Annotated in this window: 19 protein-coding genes; 12 read left to right on the top strand and 7 right to left on the bottom strand. The window is 65.1% G+C overall.

Annotated features, from left to right (window positions below; all coding sequences use genetic code 11):
* The first annotated feature begins 225 nt into the window (after positions 1 to 225).
* The 9 genes from CFR78_RS09020 to CFR78_RS08980 all read left to right on the top strand — a co-directional run bounded on the left by CFR78_RS09020 (position 226) and on the right by CFR78_RS08980 (position 9,156).
* Complete coding sequence (locus CFR78_RS09020) at positions 226 to 1,098, top strand: N-formylglutamate amidohydrolase (RefSeq protein WP_051672150.1); 873 nt, start codon at positions 226 to 228, stop codon at positions 1,096 to 1,098.
* Positions 1,077 to 1,979, top strand: coding sequence for a shikimate dehydrogenase (locus CFR78_RS09015; protein WP_371440465.1), 903 nt, complete (start codon positions 1,077 to 1,079; stop codon positions 1,977 to 1,979). Before CFR78_RS09020 ends, CFR78_RS09015 begins: the two co-directional genes overlap by 22 nt.
* Before the next feature lie 2 nt (positions 1,980 to 1,981).
* Positions 1,982 to 2,611: a dephospho-CoA kinase gene (coaE, locus tag CFR78_RS09010; protein ID WP_034932463.1), complete on the top strand. Its 630-nt coding sequence runs from the start codon at positions 1,982 to 1,984 to the stop codon at positions 2,609 to 2,611.
* Entirely contained in the window at positions 2,608 to 3,288 is a 681-nt protein-coding gene (gene dnaQ, locus CFR78_RS09005; protein WP_007400050.1) for a DNA polymerase III subunit epsilon, read from the top strand. Before coaE ends, dnaQ begins: the two co-directional genes overlap by 4 nt.
* A 70-nt stretch (positions 3,289 to 3,358) precedes the next feature.
* On the top strand, positions 3,359 to 5,728 hold the full coding sequence (locus CFR78_RS09000; protein ID WP_258366031.1) for an adenylate/guanylate cyclase domain-containing protein: 2,370 nt from the start codon (positions 3,359 to 3,361) through the stop codon (positions 5,726 to 5,728).
* Positions 5,725 to 6,627 (top strand): MlaE family ABC transporter permease, encoded by a 903-nt coding sequence (locus CFR78_RS08995; protein WP_034932466.1) that lies wholly within the window; start codon positions 5,725 to 5,727, stop codon positions 6,625 to 6,627. The genes CFR78_RS09000 and CFR78_RS08995 overlap by 4 nt, the downstream gene beginning before the upstream one ends.
* A 2-nt stretch (positions 6,628 to 6,629) precedes the next feature.
* Positions 6,630 to 7,325 carry a hypothetical protein gene (locus CFR78_RS08990; protein ID WP_007400053.1) on the top strand — a complete coding sequence of 232 codons (696 nt, stop codon included), beginning with the start codon at positions 6,630 to 6,632 and terminating at the stop codon, positions 7,323 to 7,325.
* Complete coding sequence (locus CFR78_RS08985; protein ID WP_007400054.1) at positions 7,325 to 8,275, top strand: MlaD family protein; 951 nt, start codon at positions 7,325 to 7,327, stop codon at positions 8,273 to 8,275. The genes CFR78_RS08990 and CFR78_RS08985 overlap by 1 nt, the downstream gene beginning before the upstream one ends.
* Positions 8,272 to 9,156 (top strand): hypothetical protein, encoded by an 885-nt coding sequence (locus CFR78_RS08980; protein ID WP_034932468.1) that lies wholly within the window; start codon positions 8,272 to 8,274, stop codon positions 9,154 to 9,156. Before CFR78_RS08985 ends, CFR78_RS08980 begins: the two co-directional genes overlap by 4 nt.
* A gap of 189 nt (positions 9,157 to 9,345) precedes the next feature.
* On the opposite strand, the gene CFR78_RS08975 is transcribed toward CFR78_RS08980, so the two are convergent.
* From CFR78_RS08975 to sucC, 7 genes are all read right to left on the bottom strand, one after another.
* Entirely contained in the window at positions 9,346 to 10,806 is a 1,461-nt protein-coding gene (locus CFR78_RS08975; RefSeq protein WP_034932469.1) for a SulP family inorganic anion transporter, read from the bottom strand.
* A gap of 31 nt (positions 10,807 to 10,837) precedes the next feature.
* Positions 10,838 to 11,374: a 6-pyruvoyl trahydropterin synthase family protein gene (locus CFR78_RS08970; protein WP_034932471.1), complete on the bottom strand. Its 537-nt coding sequence runs from the start codon at positions 11,372 to 11,374 to the stop codon at positions 10,838 to 10,840.
* Positions 11,367 to 12,104, bottom strand: a complete 738-nt coding sequence (gene queC / locus CFR78_RS08965) for a 7-cyano-7-deazaguanine synthase QueC (RefSeq protein ID WP_034932472.1) — start codon at positions 12,102 to 12,104, stop codon at positions 11,367 to 11,369. Before queC ends, CFR78_RS08970 begins: the two co-directional genes overlap by 8 nt.
* 1 nt (position 12,105) lies before the next feature.
* Positions 12,106 to 12,741 carry a 7-carboxy-7-deazaguanine synthase gene (gene queE, locus CFR78_RS08960; RefSeq protein WP_034932474.1) on the bottom strand — a complete coding sequence of 212 codons (636 nt, stop codon included), beginning with the start codon at positions 12,739 to 12,741 and terminating at the stop codon, positions 12,106 to 12,108.
* A gap of 85 nt (positions 12,742 to 12,826) precedes the next feature.
* Positions 12,827 to 13,843, bottom strand: coding sequence for a biotin synthase BioB (gene bioB, locus CFR78_RS08955; RefSeq protein ID WP_034932475.1), 1,017 nt, complete (start codon positions 13,841 to 13,843; stop codon positions 12,827 to 12,829).
* Between the two features lie 126 nt (positions 13,844 to 13,969).
* Positions 13,970 to 14,842: a succinate--CoA ligase subunit alpha gene (gene sucD / locus CFR78_RS08950; protein ID WP_007400062.1), complete on the bottom strand. Its 873-nt coding sequence runs from the start codon at positions 14,840 to 14,842 to the stop codon at positions 13,970 to 13,972.
* 4 nt (positions 14,843 to 14,846) lie between these two features.
* Positions 14,847 to 16,046: an ADP-forming succinate--CoA ligase subunit beta gene (gene sucC, locus CFR78_RS08945; RefSeq protein ID WP_034932477.1), complete on the bottom strand. Its 1,200-nt coding sequence runs from the start codon at positions 16,044 to 16,046 to the stop codon at positions 14,847 to 14,849.
* A 185-nt stretch (positions 16,047 to 16,231) separates the two neighbouring features.
* On the opposite strand from sucC, the gene CFR78_RS08940 reads away from it, so the two are divergent.
* The 3 genes from CFR78_RS08940 to CFR78_RS08930 all read left to right on the top strand — a co-directional run bounded on the left by CFR78_RS08940 (position 16,232) and on the right by CFR78_RS08930 (position 18,549).
* A complete protein-coding gene (locus tag CFR78_RS08940; protein WP_034932518.1) occupies positions 16,232 to 17,056 on the top strand; it encodes an acyl-ACP desaturase in 825 nt (274 codons plus the stop codon).
* A gap of 81 nt (positions 17,057 to 17,137) precedes the next feature.
* The gene (locus CFR78_RS08935) at positions 17,138 to 17,755 is read left to right on the top strand and encodes a Dabb family protein (RefSeq protein WP_034932520.1); all 618 of its coding nucleotides are present in this window, start codon (positions 17,138 to 17,140) and stop codon (positions 17,753 to 17,755) included.
* A 35-nt stretch (positions 17,756 to 17,790) separates the two neighbouring features.
* Positions 17,791 to 18,549, top strand: coding sequence for a glycine betaine ABC transporter substrate-binding protein (locus tag CFR78_RS08930; protein WP_034932478.1), 759 nt, complete (start codon positions 17,791 to 17,793; stop codon positions 18,547 to 18,549).
* Positions 18,550 to 18,555: the final 6 nt, after the last annotated feature.

The following is an 18,555-nucleotide window of genomic DNA, read 5'->3' as shown; positions in this document are numbered from 1 at the left end:
TTCCAGCTACCCAAAGTGTGAAAATGATCATGTCGTGCCTGTCATGGCATCAGGCCACGGCGTGGCGCACACTACCGGGGTGAAGCGCCAGATACAATCACCCTGCCCATGCCGCGCGGCGTGGCGGGCGGGGCAGGGTGCGTGGACAGGGGTCTTTCGTTCCCGTGGCCGGGCCTGTAGGGTCGGCCATCCAACCCGCCCATGGCCAGAGGACGCGCCGCTACGATGCAACATGCAGCCCTTGCGCAGGAACCGTCACGCCTGCTGACGTGTGATGACCCGGCTCCTGTCATCCAGTTCGGCACATCGGTCATGGAAGGTACCCAGCCGCCGCCCGGCCTGCCCTTCGTGCTGGTCAGCGACCATGCGGGCCGCGCCGTTCCCGCGGCACTGGGGGACATGGGGGTCAGCGCGCAGGACCGCGCGCGCCATATCGCCTGTGACCTGGGCATGGCGGAGACCGGGCGCCTGCTGGCGCAGCACCTGGACTGCATCCTGATCGAGCAGGCCTATTCCCGCCTCGTGATTGACTGCAACCGCGCGCCCGGCCATCCCACATCGATCGTGCGGCACAGCGACGGCACGGCCGTGCCCGCCAATACCGGCATCACCGCCGCACAGGAAGGCTGCCGGGTGGAAGAGATATTCCTGCCCTACCACCGGCAGATCAGTGACGAGATCACGACCAGGCTGGAAGCGGGGCTGCCGGTGGTGCTGGTCTCGCTGCACAGTTTTACCGACCGTATGAACGGCGCCGACCGCCCGTGGCATACCGGCGTGCTGCATAACCGCAACCCCGCCTTCGGCCTGCGGGTGCGGGACCTGCTGGCGGCCGAGGACGGGCTGGTGGTGGGCAGTAACGAACCCTATGCCCTGACCGACAGCAGCGACTATACCGTGCCGGTGCATGCGGAAGGGCGCGGGTTGCCCTATCTTGAAATCGAGATACGCCAGGACCTGATCGCGACCCCGCAGGGGCGGGCGGAATGGGCCGCCCGTCTGGCCCGTATCCTGCCGCAGGCCTGGCAGGAGTTCAGTCACCAGACTTCAGGCCCGTCCACGCAGGGAAAGGCACGATGGAAAAGACAGGGGACATGATGCCCGACGCAGGGAACATCCGGATTGACGGGCACACGCTGCTGGCCGGGGTAATCGGGTGGCCGGTGGCCCATTCGCGCTCGCCGCTCATGCATAACTGGTGGCTGCGGCAGGGCGGGATCAATGGCGCCTACGTGCCGCTGCCCGTGGCGCCCGGTCAGTTCGAGACGGCGGTGCGGGGCCTGCTTGCGGCGGGATTCCGTGGGGTGAATGTCACCATTCCGCACAAGGAATCCGCCTACCGGATCGTGGACCGCCTGCACCGGTCCGCCCGGCGTTCGGGTTCGGTCAATACGCTGGTCTTTGACAGTGATGGCAAAATCGAGGGCTATTCCACCGATGGTGACGGCTTTGTCGCCAATGTGGAGGCGCATGGCATTGCCGTGAACGGCGGCCGCGCCCTGCTGCTGGGGGCGGGCGGTGCCGCGCGCGCCATTGCCGCCAGCCTGCTGGACCGGGGGATGGAAGTGCTGGTGGCCAACCGCACGCGTGCCCGTGCCGATGCCCTTGCCGCGTCGCTTGAAGGGGTCGTGGTGGTGGACTGGGCGCAGGCAGGCAGTGTCCTGCCCGGCTGCGCCATGCTGGTCAACACCACCTCGATCGGGATGGAAGGGGGCGCGCAGGCACAGTTTCCGCTTGATCTGGCACAGGCCGATCCGGCGCTTGTGGTCTGTGACATCGTTTATGTGCCCCGCCGGACCGGACTGCTGGAATGGGCGGCCGGGCATGGGCTGCGTACGGTTGACGGGCTGGGCATGCTGATCCATCAGGCCGGGCTGGGGTTCGAGAAATGGTTCGGCGCGAAACCGGATATCGGGCCGGCGGTCGAAGCCCTGCTGGATGCCGACCTGCGCCACCCGCGGGCACGGGACGCGGGCTGAGCATGCGGGTGCTGGGACTGACGGGCGGGATCGGCATGGGCAAGTCCACCACGGCCCGCCTGCTGAGGCGGGCGGGGGTCAGGATATTCGATGCCGATGCCGTGGTCCGCGCCCTGCAGGCCCCGCATGGGGCCGCCCTTCCCGCCATTGACCGGCTTGTGCCCGGCTGCGTGCGGGGCGGGGTTCTGGACCGTGTGGCCCTGCGGGCGGCCGCACTGGCGGACCCCGCGGTCATGCGCGGGCTGGAGGCGATCATGCACCCGTTGGTACGCAGGGCAAGGCAGCGTTTTCTTGCCCGCGCGCGGCGTGACGGGTGCCGGTGGGTCGTGCTGGATATCCCGCTCCTGTTTGAAACGGGCGCCCAGCGGCAGTGTGACCGCGTGGCCGTGGTCAGCGCGCCAGCCGCCATCCAGCGTGCGCGCGTCATGCGCCGGGGTACCATGACATCGGGGCAGATCGATGCCGTTCTGGCCCGGCAGATGCCCGATGCCCTGCGGCGGCGACGGGCGGATGCCGTGATCAGGACCGGCCTGTCACGGCATGAAACAGTAAGGCAGGTGCGGCGTCTGCTGCAGGCGATGCGTGAGGGAGGCCCCGCCGCATGGGCCGCGGCAAGGGGAAAGCGGGCATGAAACGGACCATCCTGTTCGATACCGAAACCACGGGGCTTGATCCGCTCAAGGGGGATCGGGTGATTGAAATCGCGGCCCTTGAGCTGGTGGGGGATCTGCCCACGGGGCGTAATTTCCATGTGCTGATCGATCCTGAACGCGATGTGCCCGAGGAAGCCTCGCGCGTGCATGGCTTTACCCGCGCCGATCTGGAGGGAAAGCCGAAATTTGCCGAAGTGGCTTCCGGCTTCCTGGAATTCGTGGGCGATGATCCGCTGATCGCGCATAACGCGCGCTTCGATTTCGGCTTCCTCAACGCGGAACTGGCGCGGGCGGGCCAGCCCGTTCTGGACATGGGGCGCATGGTCGATACGCTGGACATGGCACGCGAACGTTTTCCGGGCATGCCCAACAGCCTGGATGCGCTGTGCCGCCGTTTTTCGATCGACCTGTCGGAACGGACCACCCATAACGCCCTGCTGGACTGCCGGCTGCTGGCCGCGGTCTACCTGGAACTGACCGGAGGGCGCCAGCGTGGCCTGAGCCTGGCGGTCGAGGACGGCGGGGGCGGCATCGCCACTTATGACTATGTCCGCCCGGCAGGCCACGCGGTGGTGCGCGTAACGCCCGACGCGGCTGAAATCGCGGCCCACGAAACCTTTGTGGCAAGGCTGTCCAGCCCGCTGTGGAACGACTGAATGGGCGCCATGTAACAAAGACGGTGGTCGCGGTGGCCCGTTTCGGGTACACTGGATCACATTCGGAATAATGGATGTCTTGAACAGGAAGAGAGCATTGTCCACGGACGAGATTGTCGATCCCACGATTGCCCCTTCTGATCAGGTCAGGCGCTTCCTGTTCCATATCGGCATTCCGGTAGCCGCTGTCGTCTCGACCATTGGCATCATCGCGGCCGTGGGGTGGCATTCCTACCGCACGGTGCGTACCGGCGCCCTTACCCTTACGCATGACCTGCTGGTCAGCCAGCAGGACTATATTGCCAAGGAAGTCAGCTCCTTTCTCATGCCGGCCTCCGCTGGTGCCATTGTCGCGCGCGACATGCTCGAACATGGCGCGCCGGAGGTGGAACAGAAGATATTCACCGCCTACAGCAGCACGATGCTGCGCAACGTGCAGCAGATCCAGTCCTTCTATATTGCCGATAGCGACGGCAATTTCAGCACGCTTGAACATGGTGACAACAGTCAGGATGTCGCCATAACCACCCTGCACGATCAGGACACGCCCAAGGCGGGTTTCACCCACGAACTGCGAGACCCCACCGGCAAGGTACTCAAGAAGTGGGAGACGCCGGCGGGTACGTATGACCCGCGTGGCCATGCCTGGTTTGCCGACACGGTCAAGGCCGGGCAGCTGGCCTGGACCCATCCCTATGTGGTGGAAGTTACCAAGCAGATCACCATTACCGCGGCCGTGCCGTACAAGGGCACGAATGACAAGACCTATGTCTATGCCATCAACATGTCGCTCAACCACCTCAACAATTTCCTGAACTCCCTCAGGATTGGCGAGAGCGGCACGGCAATCCTGATGGATCAGGAAGGGCACGTCGTGGCCGGGCATGGCATGGCGGAAGCGCAGGCCAGGGCGCATGGCGATGCGGACCGGATGACCCTGGACCCCGCCCGTTTCCCGGTCATGACCAAGGCGTTCGACCAGTACCGCGTGCATGGGTATGGCGCGCGCACGGTCACGGTCAAGAACAAGAAATACGTCACCATTACGGCCCAGCTGCCGGTGGGCAAGGACAGCTGGGTCCTGCTGCTGGTGGCACCGGAGGATGACTTCTCCCGCTTTGCCATGGCGGATGGTCGGCAGAACCTGGTGTTCTTCGTGCTGGTCGTGCTGATGGCCCTGGCGTTCGGGCTGCTTTTGTTCCTGCAGGCCCGGCGGGCCGACCGCATGCGCGGCCAGATCGCGCAGTCCCGCGCCGTGGCCAATTACGAAAGCCATGCCCTGCAGTCCGTGGCAAGCTATCCCGACCTGTTCAACCCCGAGGACAACGCGCTTGTCCTGACCGAGACGCTGGCCGACCAGTCGCATGCCCGCCGTGCGGCAATATGGCGCATCCTGCATGACGGGCACACCCTGATGTGCATCGATTCCTATGACCGCCAGCAGGACGTGCATTCCGGTGGGTTTGAAATGTCCACCACCGACCTGAAAAGCTTTTTCGATTCCGTCTCGCATGGTGACGCGCTGGTGGCGCAGGATGCCTCAAAGGATGAGCGCTCGGTGGCCTTCTACCGTGTGTACATGCGCAGTTTCGGCAGCACGGCGCTGTTCTGCAGCCCGATCCAGGGCAGCACCGGCCCGGTGGGGGTGATCACGCTGGAAGATGCGCCGCGCGCGGCAATGGTCTCGCATTTCGTGGACATGATCGCAGGGGTCACCGCCGCCCGTTTCTCGGCCCAGCATTACACCGCCGTTGCCGCGGCGAAGGAAGAACTGGAGTCCGAACCCTCGACGGAAGACATGCAGCGCGATCCCAGCCAGGGGTTCCTGCTCCGGCCCGGTGCATTGTCCATGCATGGGGGGGCAGGCGCGCCCGATCCGGCCAGTATCGAGGGATTCTATCCCGCCGTGGCCATCATGGTGATCAGCCTGTCCGATGTGGTGATGACGGCCCAGAACGACCCCACGTCCAATATCAAGCTGCTCGATTCCATGGCGGGCATGCTGCAGGATATCGCCCATCAGTGCGGCCTGTATTCCATCCGCATGCTGGGCCATCGCGTGGTGTGCGTGGCGGGATGGTCCCGCACGCCGGACAAGGGGGCGGCCTACCGCATTGCCAATGCCGCGCTCATGATGCGCGAGAGCACGCTGGCCGCCCTGTCTCAGGCCGATCTCGACCCGGTCTTCCGCATCGGCATCGATGTGGGACCGGTCTATGGCGGCATGCTGGGCAAGGACCCCCAGGCATTCAACCTGTGGGGCGATGCCATGGGCATGGCGGAAATGATGGCGCAGGGGGCACCGGACGTGGGTACGATCCAGGTGTCGGAGGATGTCTATCTCGACCTGCGGCAGTATTTCCTGTTCCGTGAGCGCGGGCGCTTCTTCATACCGGGTGCGGGGCTGACCCGCACCTACGTGCTGGCTGGCCGCCGATGACCGGAACCCCGCCCGACACAACAGGGCAGGGCACGGCGCGGCCCGGTGGCATGGCCCTTCCATCCGCGCAGCCTGAACCCGAAAACAGGGGGCGCCTGATCGCGCTGCTGGGCCGTTTTGCGCCGTGGCTTGCGGCCATCGGGCGGCTGACGCGCCATCAGGTCCGTTTCACGCTGCTGCTGATCGGCGCCGGGTGGGGCACGCTGCGTGAAAGCCTGCGGCCCAATTCGTGGCGCAGGCCGGTCAAGTATGAATTCCGCGCCACCCTGCGGCAGGTGGTCAGTGGCGGGTTCCTCAGCATCGTGATCACGGCCACCCTTGCGGGTCTCATGGTGGTGTCCCAGGCGGCTTACTGGCTGGGCTATGCCGGCATGGCCCAGATGACGGGGTCCATTCTGGTATCGGTACTGGTGCGTGAAATCTCGCCCATCCTGGTGGGCATTATCCTTATGGGGCGCAGCGGCATGCTGTCGCTGACCGAAATCGGGATGATGGTGCTGGGGGGCGAAGTGCGGGGGCTGCAGGCCCGGGGCATCGACCCGTTCCTGGCGCTGGTCATGCCACGTACTTTTGCCTTCACGCTGGGGGGCTTCACGCTGGGTATGATCTTTGCCGTGGTCTCGCTGCTCATGGGTTTTGTCGTGGCGCATGCCAGCGGGGCCATCACGTCTTCGGTCTGGACCTTCTTCTTCAATGTCCTTGCGGCCATGACCACGTGGGATTACCTGATCATCCCGCTCAAATTCGTGCTGGTCGGCTTTTTCGTGGGGCTGGGTGCGTGTATTTCCGGCCTGACGGTAAGCAGCACCGATACGATGGCCACCATCATGCCGCGCGGCTTCGCGCGCGGGATCATGCTGGTGCTGGTGGTCAACATTCTCTTCATGCTGGATTTCTGATCATGGCAGCAAACGCGCCCCTGCTGGAACTGCGTGATGCCGTCCCGTCGTTCGAGGAAAGCGGGCTCATGCCCGCGCCCTACAACCTGCGGATCATGCCCGGCGAATGCGCGGTGATAGACTGTCGCGATGTCGAGCGCGCGGCACTGTTCGCCGATCTGTGCACGGGCATGATCTCGCTCACGCAGGGCAGCATCAAATTCATGGGGCTGGACTGGAGCGTGCTGCGTGACCGGCAGCTCAATGCACTGCGCGGGCGCATTGGCCGTATTTCACGTCATGGTGGCTGGCTGGACATGTTCGGCACGCATCTCAACATCATGCTGCCGCACCTGTACCATACATCCGAGCCGTTTGATCATGTCGTGCTGCATGCCACGGAGCTTGGGCACAAATTCGGCCTGCCCGGCCTGCCCATCTCGGCCCCGGACCGGCTTTCGGCGGCGGATCTGGCGCGCGCGGCCTGCGTGCGGGCCTTCATGGGGCGGCCGGCCCTGCTGGTGCTGGAGGACATATCCGACATGCTGCCCGAAGAGACGGTGCTGCCGTTCCTTGAAATGCTGACCGCCGCCCGTGACCGGGGGTGCGGGGTCCTGTGGCTCGTCCGTTCGGGGGCGGCCTGGCATGATTATCGCAAGGCGGTGAATATCCACATGCGCCTTCTTGATGAAGGTCTTTTTTCCATGCGGGTGGTGTAATGGTCCAGAAACAACAGTCAGATGGTATCCGGCAGCTCGTGCGGGTCCGTTATGCCGATGAATGGGTGGGCATTCTTGTCCTGCTGGCACTTGTCATCCTGCTTGGCGCGGTGATCGAGGCGGGTGTGCTGCGTGACTGGCTGACGCCCGCGGGCAGGCTGCGGATCGTGCTGCCCGAAAACGGGGTCAGCGGCCTGTCCGTTGGCGATGACCTGGAGGTCATGGGCATCCATGCCGGCACCGTGCGCCGGGTGCGCATCAACCCCGCGGGCGGCATGTATGCCATTGCCGAAATCGATCCGGATATCGAACCCTATATCCGCCGGGACAGCACGGCCATCATCCGCAGGCGCTTTGTTGTGGCCGGGGCCAGCTACATCGATATCTCACGCGGGGTGGGGGACAAGCTGGACTGGAGCTATGCGGTGCTCAGCGCCACCAATGCCCCGAACCCGGCCGATACCATTACCCAGACCTTCAGTGACATCCGTGACCGTGTCATCCCGGTTCTGGACAATGCCCAGCACATGATGGCAACGCTGGATGCCACCATTACCGACATGCATGCGGGCAAGGGATCGATCGGGCGGCTCATGACCAATGATGACCTGATCCGTCAGGCCGAGCAGATGATCACCAGCCTGAACGCCACGGTCAGCCAGCTTACACCCATTGAAAAACAGCTTGGCACCGTGATGGAGCGGGCCAATGCCAGCATGACCAATGTGCAGAAGGCGACGGGTGACCTGAGTGATGCAACCCCTGCCATTACCCGGAACCTGAAGGATGCCAGCCAGCAGCTTCCCGTGCTTCTGGTACAGGCCCAGACAACGGCGGCCAGCCTGCAGAAGCTGGTCGACCAGATGCGGGGCCTGTGGATACTGGGTGGCAGTGGCAGCAAGACAACAGCCAGGCACGCACGCCTGTCACCGCAGAAGGTGCAGCCATGAAGATGAGGAAAGATTACCTGGCCCTGGGGCTTGCCCTTGCACTGGCCGGATGTGGTGGGGGGGGGAAGGCTGTCTCCCCTGTCGACAGCACGCTGTCACAGGATATGGACAGCGCGCATGACGCCGTGGGGCTGGACCGGCTGGCGGTCGCGGAACAGCAGTACCGCGCCGCAGGCAAGCGGGCACTGGCGCGTGACGACGTGACGGCCATAGGCGATGCGGGTTACAATCTGGCGACCGTGCAGCTGGACCAGAACAGGCCGGCGGATGCGCTGTCCACGCTGGCCGCGACCCGGTCAGCCCTTTCGCTGCGCGGGCAGACGGCGGATGACGCCGGGCTGGATCTGGTACAGGCCGGTGCGCTGCACCGGCTGGGCCGCGAGACGGAAGCGGCTGGCGCTGCCGCACGCGCGGCCTCGGGCCAGGATGCGGATATTACGGAAAAGGCCCAGCTTATCCGCGGCCTGATTGCCGATGATAGCGGGGACCATGTCACCCTGGCTTCGGTGGCGGCCTATTTCGCCACCCTGACCGGCAAGGTGCCCGATAGCTGGACCGCGGATGCACGGGAGATCGCAGCCCGCAACCTGCTGGCCACCGCTGGCAGCAGCCAGACGGCATGGCAGGATGCCATGCAGGCGGCCACACTTCACCAGACACAGGTGGATTACCGTGACATGGCACGCACGCTGGGTGTCGCGGCCCGTGCGGCGGACCGTTCGGGCAATGCGCAGGCGGCGGCCCAGCTTTATGCCCGCGCCAGCCAGAGCGCGCGGCAGGCCGGTGATACGGCTGCGGCCGACCAGTGGGCAAGGCAGGCCGGGTCCGCCGTGGCGGCCGATCCCTTTGTGGACCCCGCACCGCCCGCGCGCGGGAAGTAGGCTGAACAGACTGTCTGAAAAGTCGGTTTTTGAAGACAGCCTGCACATTATAAGGAAGTGTTAGGGGAAGCTTTTTTCAAAAAAGCTGCGGGGGATGTCGTCTTTTTGAAAAAAGGCGACATCCGGAACCGCCCTGTTTTTTATCAGTACACTGTTTTCAGCGCGGCGGAGCAGGGGCCGGGCCGGTGATCAGGCAAGGTTCTCCAGCCCGGTATGGCGGCTTAGCAGGGCGGTGGTGGCGCTGTTCAGGCCGACCAGGTGGACCTGCATGCCCTGTGCCTTCATCTTTCCCACCAGTTCTTCCAGCATTCCTGCCGCTGTCATGTCCCACAGATGGGCGCGGGTCAGGTCGATGGTGATGTGACGGGCGGTATCATGCAGGTCGAAAGCATCGGCAAAGCTGTCGGATGAGGCAAAGAAAACCTGCCCGTCGACCACATAGGTCCGGCCGGTTCCATCGGCCGAAAGCGTGCTGTCGACCGTCAGCATGTTCGAGACCTGGAAGGCGAAGAACAGCCCGTTGAGCAGCACGCCCACCGCAACACCCGCCGCAAGGTCATGCGTGCCCACGACCACCGCAACCGTGGCCAGCATGATGACGCTGGTGGTGCGCGGATGATGCACAAGGTCCCGCAGCGACGACCATGAGAACGTGCTGGCCGAGACCATGATCATGATGGCCACCAGCGCCGCCACCGGCACCTGGGCCACCCATGGGCGCAGCAGGACCATGAGCAGCAGCAGGAAGGCACCCGCCACAAAGGTGGACAGCCGTCCCCGCCCGCCATAGCGCAGGTTGCCAACCGTCTGGCCAATCATGCCGCAGCCCGCAATGCCGCCAAACAGGCCGACCGCGATATTGGCTACGCCAAGGCCCAGGCATTCGCGCTGCTTGCTGCTGTGGGTTTCGGTCAGGTCATCCACCACGCGGGCGGTCATCATGGATTCCAGCACGCCCACGCTCGCCATGGCCAGCGCATAGGGGGCGATGATGCCAAGGGTATCGAGTGAAAAGGGCACGTCAGGCCAGACCAGATGCGGCAGGCTGTCGGGCAGGCGGCCAAGGTCGGCCACCGTATGCAGCGGCATCGGATAAAGGACGGCAATCACCGTCAGTACCACGATGCAGATCAGTGGCGAGGGGATGGCCGAGAAGACACGCGGCACGGAATAGATGATCACCAGCCCCAGCGCGATCATGGCGTAGGTATGCCACGTTACATGCAGCATATGCGGCAGCTGTGCAGAAAAGATCAGGATGGCCAGCGCGTTGACGAACCCCGTGCGCACCGGACGCGAGACGTAGCGCATGAGGACATGCAGCCGCAATATGCCAAACACCACCTGCAGCAGCCCGCACAGCAGGGTGGCCGCCAGCAGGTACTGCACGCCATGGCCGCGCACCAGGGCGGCCGCCACCAGCGCCACCGATCCCGCCGCCCCCGATATCATGCCCGGCCTGCCGCCGGTCAGCGCGATCACCACGCTGATGACGAAGGATGCGTAAAGCCCCACCGCCGGGTCCACGCCCGCCACGAAGGAAAAGGCGATCACTTCGGGGATCAGTGCAAAGGTCCCGACCATGCCGGCCAATGTGTCGCGTGTGATGTTGCCGAACCATTCCTGGCGATAGCGGGTAAGAGCTGACATGGGCGGGGCGGAACCTTTCAGGGCGGGTTGGTCAGGATAGGCCGGTATCGGCGATGGTCATGTCCGCCCGGCGCCACCAGCACTGCGCGGCGGGACGCGGCTGTGGCAGCACCGCAAGCGGGTCGCCGCTGTAGCGGATCGTGTTGGTTGGGGTCTCGTCAATTTCTATGCTGGCGCAGGACAGAATACCCCCATCGGCGGCCAGGAAGGCATTGAGCTTGGCCATGAGCAGGCAGGCCAGAAGTTCCGTGGTCGGGTCTCCCGGCGTGACCAGGATGCGCTGGGCGCGTTGGGGTTCATGTTGGGCAAACCAGCCCAGCAGGGGGTCATCCTGCGCCAGCTGCAGGGCATGATCGACATGATTGTCGATGAACTGGTGCCAGATGCCCTTTGCACGCTGGAAGGGCAGGACCATGTTCGCATGCCCGTCAAGGGCCGTGGGGGCCGTGGCGCGCAGGCTGACACGGACATATTCGTTGTGGCCGTGGGGCAGGGCGCAACGCTCGCTCCCGCCCGCAAGCAGGCGGTGCGCCATGGAAAAACGGCGGGTAAAGACCAGTTCAAACATGGGAACATTCCGCGAGGAAGCGCTCCCACCCTGCCTTGCGCAACTGGCAGGCCGGGCACGTCCCGCAACCATGGCCCCAGGGGTGCAGCGTGCCGCGTGTGCCCAGGTAGCAGCTGTGGCTTTCGCGGTTGATCAGACCGACCAGCGCGTCACCCCCCAGCGTGCGGGCCAGTTCCCATGTCCGGGCCTTGTCCAGCCACATGAGCGGCGTGTGCAGCACGTAATGGCTGGCCATGCCCAGGTTCAGGGTCACCTGCAGGGATTTGATCGTATCATCCCGGCAGTCGGGGTAGCCGGAATAATCCGTCTCGCACACGCCGGTTATGATGTGGCGGATATTACGCCGCGCCGCCAGTGCCGCCGCAAAGGTCAGGAACAGCAGGTTGCGGCCGGGCACGAAGGTGTTGGGCAGACCGTTCTCGTTCAGCGTGATCTCGGCCTCACGCGTCAGGGCCGTATCCGACAGGGTGCCAAGAACCGCGAGATCCAGCGTATGGTCCGCTCCCAGCCGTGCGGCCCATTGCGGGTTTTCGGTCGCCATGCCTTCGCGCAGGGTGGCGCGGCATTCCAGTTCCACCGCGTGGCGTTGCCCGTAATCGAAGCCCAGCGTTTCCACCCGTCCAAACCGGGCCAGCGCCCATGCCAGGCAGGTTGCCGAATCCTGACCGCCGGAGAACAGGACCAGTGCCGCTTCGCGCGCGGGCGTGGAGGGAGGGGGGGAGACGCTCATGTCAGGGTATCCCGATCAGCTTGTGGGTCTGTAATGACAGACGCCATTGCGGATGATGCAGGCAATAGTCAACCGCGGCACGCGTATTGTGATCGCGCGCGGCATTGTCCATGGGTTGCAGCCAGAACTGGCTGAAGTCCAGTCCCGCCACCTGTCCGGGCAGCAGATCCGGCTGGGGATAGACCAGCTTGAGTTCATGGCCGCTGGTCTGCACCAGTGGCGCACCCGCCTTGGGGCTGACACAGATCCAGTCAATCCCGCCGGGCGCGCGGAGCGTGCCGTTGGTTTCCACGGCAATCTCGAACCCACGGGCATGCACGGCGGTGATCAGTGCGTCATCAAGCTGGAGCAGGGGCTCGCCGCCGGTAAAGACCACGAAGGCGGCCTTCCTGTCCGGGGTGGGCCAGTGGGCGGCGATGGCGTCGGCCAGCAGGCCGGCACTGGCGAAGCGGCCGCCGCCAGCGCCATCGGTGCCGATGAAATCCGTGTCACAGAACCGGCAGGTCGCCCGTGCCCGGTCGCGCTCCAGCCCCGACCACAGGTTGCACCCCGTAAAGCGGCAGAATACCGCCGTGCGGCCCGCATGCGCGCCCTCACCCTGCAGGGTGGGGAATATTTCCTTTACGGTATAGGACATGTTCCGGATTTCATACTGAACGCGGCAGGCCGCAGGCCAGCGTGGGAAAATGCCCCGGCCGGTCCCGCGCCCGGCTGCGTCGGGTTCAGCCCTGTTTGTGGGACGTATGCATGCCCAGCCGGTCCAGCAACTGCCGGTCGCGCAGGGCGGCGGGATTGGGGGTGGTCAGCAGGCGCTCGCCATAGAAAATGGAATTGGCACCGGCAAGGAAGCACAGCGTCTGTGCTTCATCCGTCATGTCCTCACGCCCTGCGGCAAGACGCACCCGGCTGGCGGGCATGGTAATGCGGGCGGCGGCAATGGTGCGCACGAATTCGATCGGATCGACCGCCTCTTCCGTCCGGCTGGCAAGGGGGGTACCTTCCACGCGCACGAGCATGTTGATCGGCACGCTCTCGGGGTGGCGGGGCAGGCTGGCGAGTGTTGCGATCATGCCCGCGCGGTCGGTGCTGTCCTCGCCCATGCCCACAATGCCGCCACAGCAGACATTGATGCCCGCGTCCCGCACGTTTTCCAGCGTATCAAGCCGGTCCTGGAAGGTACGGGTGGAGATGATGTCGCCATAATATTCGGGCGAGGTATCGATGTTGTGGTTGTAGTAGTCCAGCCCGGCATCCTTCAGCCGGTGCGCCTGGGCATTGTCCAGCATGCCCAGCGTGACACAGCTTTCCAGCCCCAGCGCCTTGACCCCTTCCACCATGGCGCACACGGTTTCCAGGTCATGTTCCTTCGGGCTGCGCCATGCCGCTCCCATGCAGAAGCGCGCGGCCCCGGCGGCCTTTGCCGCGCGGGCTTCCTTCAGCACGTCCTCCACCGCCATCAGGCGGCTGGCCTTTACGCCGCCATCCTCGTGCATCGCACTCTGCGGGCAGTAGGCGCAGTCCTCGGGGCAGCCGCCGGTCTTGATGGAGAGCAGGGTGGAAATCTGCATTTCCGTGGGGTCGAAGCGGGCGCGGTGGACCGTCTGCGCACGGTAGATCAGGTCGGGAAAGGGCAGGGCCATAAGGGCCGCCACCTTATCGCGCGTCCAGTCCGTCCTGACGGGGGGCAGGCTGGTGGGGCCGGCATGCGGCAGGGTGTCCGGGCTGCTCCCATCGGGCATCGGTCTGGCTCCTGTGGCGATGATGAAGGTGGAAAACGGCACTGGCTGTGCCACAGAAAACCGGCAATGACCACTTTTTTATCGTTATGGGGTCATTGCCGGGACAGGGGATCAGCGACGGGGGGATCAGCCCAGCACGCGGGCCAGTGTCACACCCAGTTCCGCCGGGCTGTGCGAGATATGGATGCCCGCTTCGCGCATCGCCTCGATCTTGGCGCTGGCGGTTTCGTGCCCGCCGGTAATGACCGCCCCCGCATGGCCCATGCGGCGGCCCGGCGGCGCGGTGGCGCCCGCGATGAAGCCCACCACCGGCTTGCGCGTGCCGCTGGCGCGGATCAGTTCCGCGCCCTCGATCTCGGACGTGCCGCCAATCTCACCGATCATGACGATGGAATGGGTGTCGGGGTCCGCGATCATGCGTTCGAGCACATCGGTAAAGTCCATGCCCTTGACCGGGTCGCCACCAATGCCGACGCAGGTGCTCTGTCCCTGGCCAATGGCCGATGTCTGGGCCACGGCCTCATAGGTCAGGGTGCCCGAGCGCGAGACGATGCCCACATGCCCGCGGCGGTGGATGGGACCGGGCATGATGCCGATCTTGCATTCATCGGGGGTGATGATGCCGGGGCAGTTGGGGCCGATCAGCAGGCTGCCCGAGCGCTCCAGTGCGGCGCGCACGCGCACCATGTCCTGCACCGGAATGCCTTCGGTAATGCAGACGATCAGCGGGATTTCGGCGGCGATCGCCTCCAGTATCGCATCCGCGGCCCCCGCGGGTGGCACGTAGATGACGGAGGCATCGGCCCCCGTGGCCTCACGCGCCTGGCAGACCGTATCGAACACGGGCAGGCCAAGGTGCTCGCTGCCGCCCTTGCCCGGCGTGACCCCGCCAACCATGCGGGTGCCATAGGCGATGGCCTGTTCAGTATGGAAGGTACCCTGCGCGCCGGTAAAGCCCTGGGTAATGACCTTGGTGGACTTGTTGACAAGAATGGACATTCACTCAGGCTCCCGCGTTACGGACGGCGGCCACGATCTTGCGGGCGGCATCGCCCAGATCATCGGCAGGGATGATGGTCAGGCCGGATTCAGCCAGCAGCGCCTTGCCGCGTTCCACATTCGTGCCCGCCAGGCGCACGACCAGCGGCACGTTCAGCCCGGTTTCGTGCGAGGCGGCGATGATGGCCTCGGCAATCACGTCACAGCGCATGATGCCACCGAAGATGTTGACCAGGATGCCGCGCACCTTGGGGTCGCTGACAAGGATGCGGAAAGCCGCCGCCACGCGTTCCTTCGAGGCGCCGCCGCCGACATCAAGGAAGTTGGCCGGTTCCTCGCCTTCCATCTTGATGATGTCCATCGTCGCCATGGCCAGGCCCGCGCCGTTGACCATGCAGCCGATGTTGCCGTCCAGCCCCACATAGGCCAGGCCGTAGCCGGCGGCCTCACGCTCACGCGGGTCTTCCTCGTGCTCGTCACGCAGCCTGGCCAGTTCGGGGTGGCGGAACAGGGCGTTCTCGTCAAACGACATCTTGGCGTCCAGCGCCAGCAGGTCACCACTGCCCGTCACCACCAGCGGGTTGATTTCCACAATCGCGGCATCAAGGCCGGTAAAGGCGGTGTAGGCCGCGCGCACCACGTTCTGGAACGCGCGGATTGCACGGCCCGTCAGGCCCAGCCGCACCGCCAGATCGCGGGACTGGTAATCGCACAGTCCCTTTGCCGGGTCGACATACTCCTTCAGGATACGCTCGGGGGTGCGGGCGGCCACCTCCTCGATTTCCATGCCGCCATCGGGGGAGGCCACGATCACGATACGGCCACTGACCCGGTCCACCAGCATGGAGAAATACAGTTCGCGTGCGATGTCGCACCCGGACTCGATATACAGCGTGCGCACCTTCCGGCCTGCGGGTCCCGTCTGCCTGGTGACCAGTACCTCACCCAGCATGGAGCGGGCTGCGGCATCGACCTCGTCCAGGCTGCGGGCCAGGCGTACGCCGCCCTTGCCTTCGGGCCTGCCGGCAAAATGCCCCGCGCCGCGTCCGCCCGCATGGATCTGTGCCTTGACCACGGTCACGGGCGCGGCAAGGCCGCGCGCGGCTTCCAGGGCTTCGGCTGCGGTGGTGGCGGCACGTCCTTCAGGCACGGGCATGCCGTAGGAGCGCAGCAGCGCCTTTGCCTGATATTCGTGAATATTCATTTGGCGACCCAATCTGTCGTTCTTATTGGCGGTGTCGGGCTACGCCCCTAGCACGATTTGGCCCCGCAATGACAGGGGTGGGATACAGGCAGAATTGGCGTAAACATGAAACATGTGTCATGTCGTCGCAGGCAGTGGCACGCGCGGCGCGCCGTGATGGAGAAAATGCAGAAGAACAGGTTGCGATGAAACACTGGCGCATTGAACAGATGAACTGGGAACGTTTCGACCCGCAGCGGGTGGACCCTGACATTGTCCCGCTGGTGAAGGCCGCATCGGTGGTGGAGCGTAACGGGCTGGATTATGCCCGTTATCTCAAGAACGTCTTTGCCGATGATCCCGCTTTCCGGCAGGCGGCGGACAACTGGGCGGAAGAGGAAGTCCAGCACGGCGATGCGCTGGGCCGGTGGGCCATGCTGGCTGATCCGGCATGGGACTACATGGCCGCGTTCGAGCGTTACCGGCAGTCCTACCGGCTGGATCTGGATGTGGATGCCTCCATCCGCGGGTCGCGCACGGGGGAACTGATCGCGCGCTGCATGGTGGAAACGGGTACGTCATCCTTCTATACCGCCCTGGCCGATGCAACGGACGAGCCGGTGCTCAGGGCGATATGCCGGCAGATCGCGGCGGATGAATACCGTCATTTCAAGCTGTTCTATGACCATATGAACCGTTACCTGCGCCGGGAGCGGCTGGGCGTATGGCAGCGCACCCGTATCGCGCTCGGGCGGGTGACGGAAAGCGAGGATGATGAACTGGCCTCCGCCTACCACACCACCAACGAACCGGCGGGCCTGCCCTATGACCACCGGCGCTGCATCGCGGCCTACATGTCGCGCGCGCTGCGTTTCTACCAGCCACGGCACGCCGTCAGGGTGACGGGCATGATTCTCAAGACCATAGGCTGGACGCCCCATGGCCGCCTGCATGCGCTGATCGCCCGCGGGCTGTACCGGCTGCTGATGATGCGCCAGCGCCGCTTTGCCCGCGTCCTGGCCACGGCCTGACCGGTTGCGTCCCGCTACAACGGCACTGACAGGAATGAAGATAGGACAGGAATGAAGATAGACGGTATGATGGTTCAGGGCATGAAAACGCGCGGCGCCGCCCTTCTGGCCGCGGGCTGCCTGATGCTGGCGGGGGCCGCGCGGGCGGACGTGCCGGCCACGCCGGCTCCCGCCGGGGTGGATTCAGCGCCTGAAGCCCGGATCAGCGACGCCACGCGCGCCGAGCGGCTCATGGCATCGCAGATCGGGCTGCGCAATTTTACCGCCGCCGGGTTCCATCCGGGCAGGGTGCGCCATATCGTGCTGTTGCGTTTCCTGCCCACCATTACCGACGCGCAGCGTGCCGAAGTGGTGCGGCGTTTCATGGCGCTGGGTCAGGTTTCACGGCGCGAGGACGGCTCCCCCGTCATTTCCGCCATCGAGACGGGCGCCCAGATCAGCGGCGAGGGGGCGGATGAAGGGCTGCAGCAGGCCTTTGTCGTGACCTTCCGCTCCGAAGGGGACCGCAACTACTATGTCGGCCGCCCCGTGGTGACCGATCCCGCCTATTTCGATCCCGCGCATGAAGCATTCAAGAAATTCGCGGCCCCCTATATCGTCTCCGCCGTCGTGTTCGACTATGCCCTTCCCACCCCCCATCCCCAGCACGCCGTGCCGGTCCGCACCGGTGGCGCGCAGGTTCCCCGGCAGCAGGGCTGACGGACCGGATATCCCCTTCAAGGAGTGACACCATCATGACAACCGTGACCCTCGGGCATCTGGACAATACCGTGCAGCAGGCCAGTGCCGCCGCCGTGGCCCGTGTGCTGGAGGCCTATGACCTTGAGGTCGAATACGTGGCGGCTTCCCGCGCCGGGATGGAAGCGCACATGCGCCAGGGGGATGTGGACCTGTTCGTCTCCGCATGGCTCCCCGATGTCGATGCGGGTTTCCTGGCGGAGGGGCTGGGCATGGAAGCCTTCGGGCAGCTCTACCGCCCGGCCTTTGGCTGGTGCGTGCCCGAAGCGGCCGCCACCGGCATCACCTCCATTGCCGAACTGGCCGCCGCCGACTGCCCGGTGGGGCGTGAGATCGTGGCCCCGGCCTCGGTCATCGATCTGGTGCGCCAGATCGTCGCGGCCTACAACCTGACCGAAGCGGGCTACACCATCGCCGTCCGCCCCGATGCGGAAGCCTGCGATCATGCAGCCCAGGTGCTGGAAAACAGCCTGCCCGAGATCATTCCCGTCTGGCAGCCCTCCTTCGTCCATTACGGCCAGCGCGTGGTCCAGCTGGAAGACCCCAAGGGGGCCTGCGGACCGGAACAGGACGCGCGTATCCTGCTCCGCTCCGCCATCCGTGCGGAAATAGACCAGGACCTGCTGGACGAGCTGGATGAACTGACACTGGGCAACAAGGTTGTCAGTGCGCTGGACCACGCCATGCGCACCGAGGGCATGAGCGCCGAGGACGCGGCCGAGGCGTGGCAGCGCGGCAAGCTGCTGCCGCGCTGAGGCCCC

It is taken from the genome of Komagataeibacter rhaeticus (assembly GCF_003207855.1).
GTDB classification, from domain to species: Bacteria; Pseudomonadota; Alphaproteobacteria; order Acetobacterales; family Acetobacteraceae; genus Komagataeibacter; species Komagataeibacter rhaeticus.
Note: the sequence above shows the minus strand (reverse complement) of the source record. Positions and strands in the feature narration are given on the sequence as shown.

Coding starts and splice junctions, on each gene's coding strand:
- CFR78_RS09020 (WP_051672150.1), top strand. CDS start 226: ATGCAACATGCAGCCCTTGCGCAGGAACCGTCACGCCTGCTGACGTGT.
- CFR78_RS09015 (WP_371440465.1), top strand. CDS start 1,077: ATGGAAAAGACAGGGGACATGATGCCCGACGCAGGGAACATCCGGATT.
- coaE (WP_034932463.1), top strand. CDS start 1,982: ATGCGGGTGCTGGGACTGACGGGCGGGATCGGCATGGGCAAGTCCACC.
- dnaQ (WP_007400050.1), top strand. CDS start 2,608: ATGAAACGGACCATCCTGTTCGATACCGAAACCACGGGGCTTGATCCG.
- CFR78_RS09000 (WP_258366031.1), top strand. CDS start 3,359: ATGGATGTCTTGAACAGGAAGAGAGCATTGTCCACGGACGAGATTGTC.
- CFR78_RS08995 (WP_034932466.1), top strand. CDS start 5,725: ATGACCGGAACCCCGCCCGACACAACAGGGCAGGGCACGGCGCGGCCC.
- CFR78_RS08990 (WP_007400053.1), top strand. CDS start 6,630: ATGGCAGCAAACGCGCCCCTGCTGGAACTGCGTGATGCCGTCCCGTCG.
- CFR78_RS08985 (WP_007400054.1), top strand. CDS start 7,325: ATGGTCCAGAAACAACAGTCAGATGGTATCCGGCAGCTCGTGCGGGTC.
- CFR78_RS08980 (WP_034932468.1), top strand. CDS start 8,272: ATGAAGATGAGGAAAGATTACCTGGCCCTGGGGCTTGCCCTTGCACTG.
- CFR78_RS08975 (WP_034932469.1), bottom strand. CDS start 10,806: ATGTCAGCTCTTACCCGCTATCGCCAGGAATGGTTCGGCAACATCACA.
- CFR78_RS08970 (WP_034932471.1), bottom strand. CDS start 11,374: ATGTTTGAACTGGTCTTTACCCGCCGTTTTTCCATGGCGCACCGCCTG.
- queC (WP_034932472.1), bottom strand. CDS start 12,104: ATGAGCGTCTCCCCCCCTCCCTCCACGCCCGCGCGCGAAGCGGCACTG.
- queE (WP_034932474.1), bottom strand. CDS start 12,741: ATGTCCTATACCGTAAAGGAAATATTCCCCACCCTGCAGGGTGAGGGC.
- bioB (WP_034932475.1), bottom strand. CDS start 13,843: ATGCCCGATGGGAGCAGCCCGGACACCCTGCCGCATGCCGGCCCCACC.
- sucD (WP_007400062.1), bottom strand. CDS start 14,842: ATGTCCATTCTTGTCAACAAGTCCACCAAGGTCATTACCCAGGGCTTT.
- sucC (WP_034932477.1), bottom strand. CDS start 16,046: ATGAATATTCACGAATATCAGGCAAAGGCGCTGCTGCGCTCCTACGGC.
- CFR78_RS08940 (WP_034932518.1), top strand. CDS start 16,232: ATGAAACACTGGCGCATTGAACAGATGAACTGGGAACGTTTCGACCCG.
- CFR78_RS08935 (WP_034932520.1), top strand. CDS start 17,138: ATGAAAACGCGCGGCGCCGCCCTTCTGGCCGCGGGCTGCCTGATGCTG.
- CFR78_RS08930 (WP_034932478.1), top strand. CDS start 17,791: ATGACAACCGTGACCCTCGGGCATCTGGACAATACCGTGCAGCAGGCC.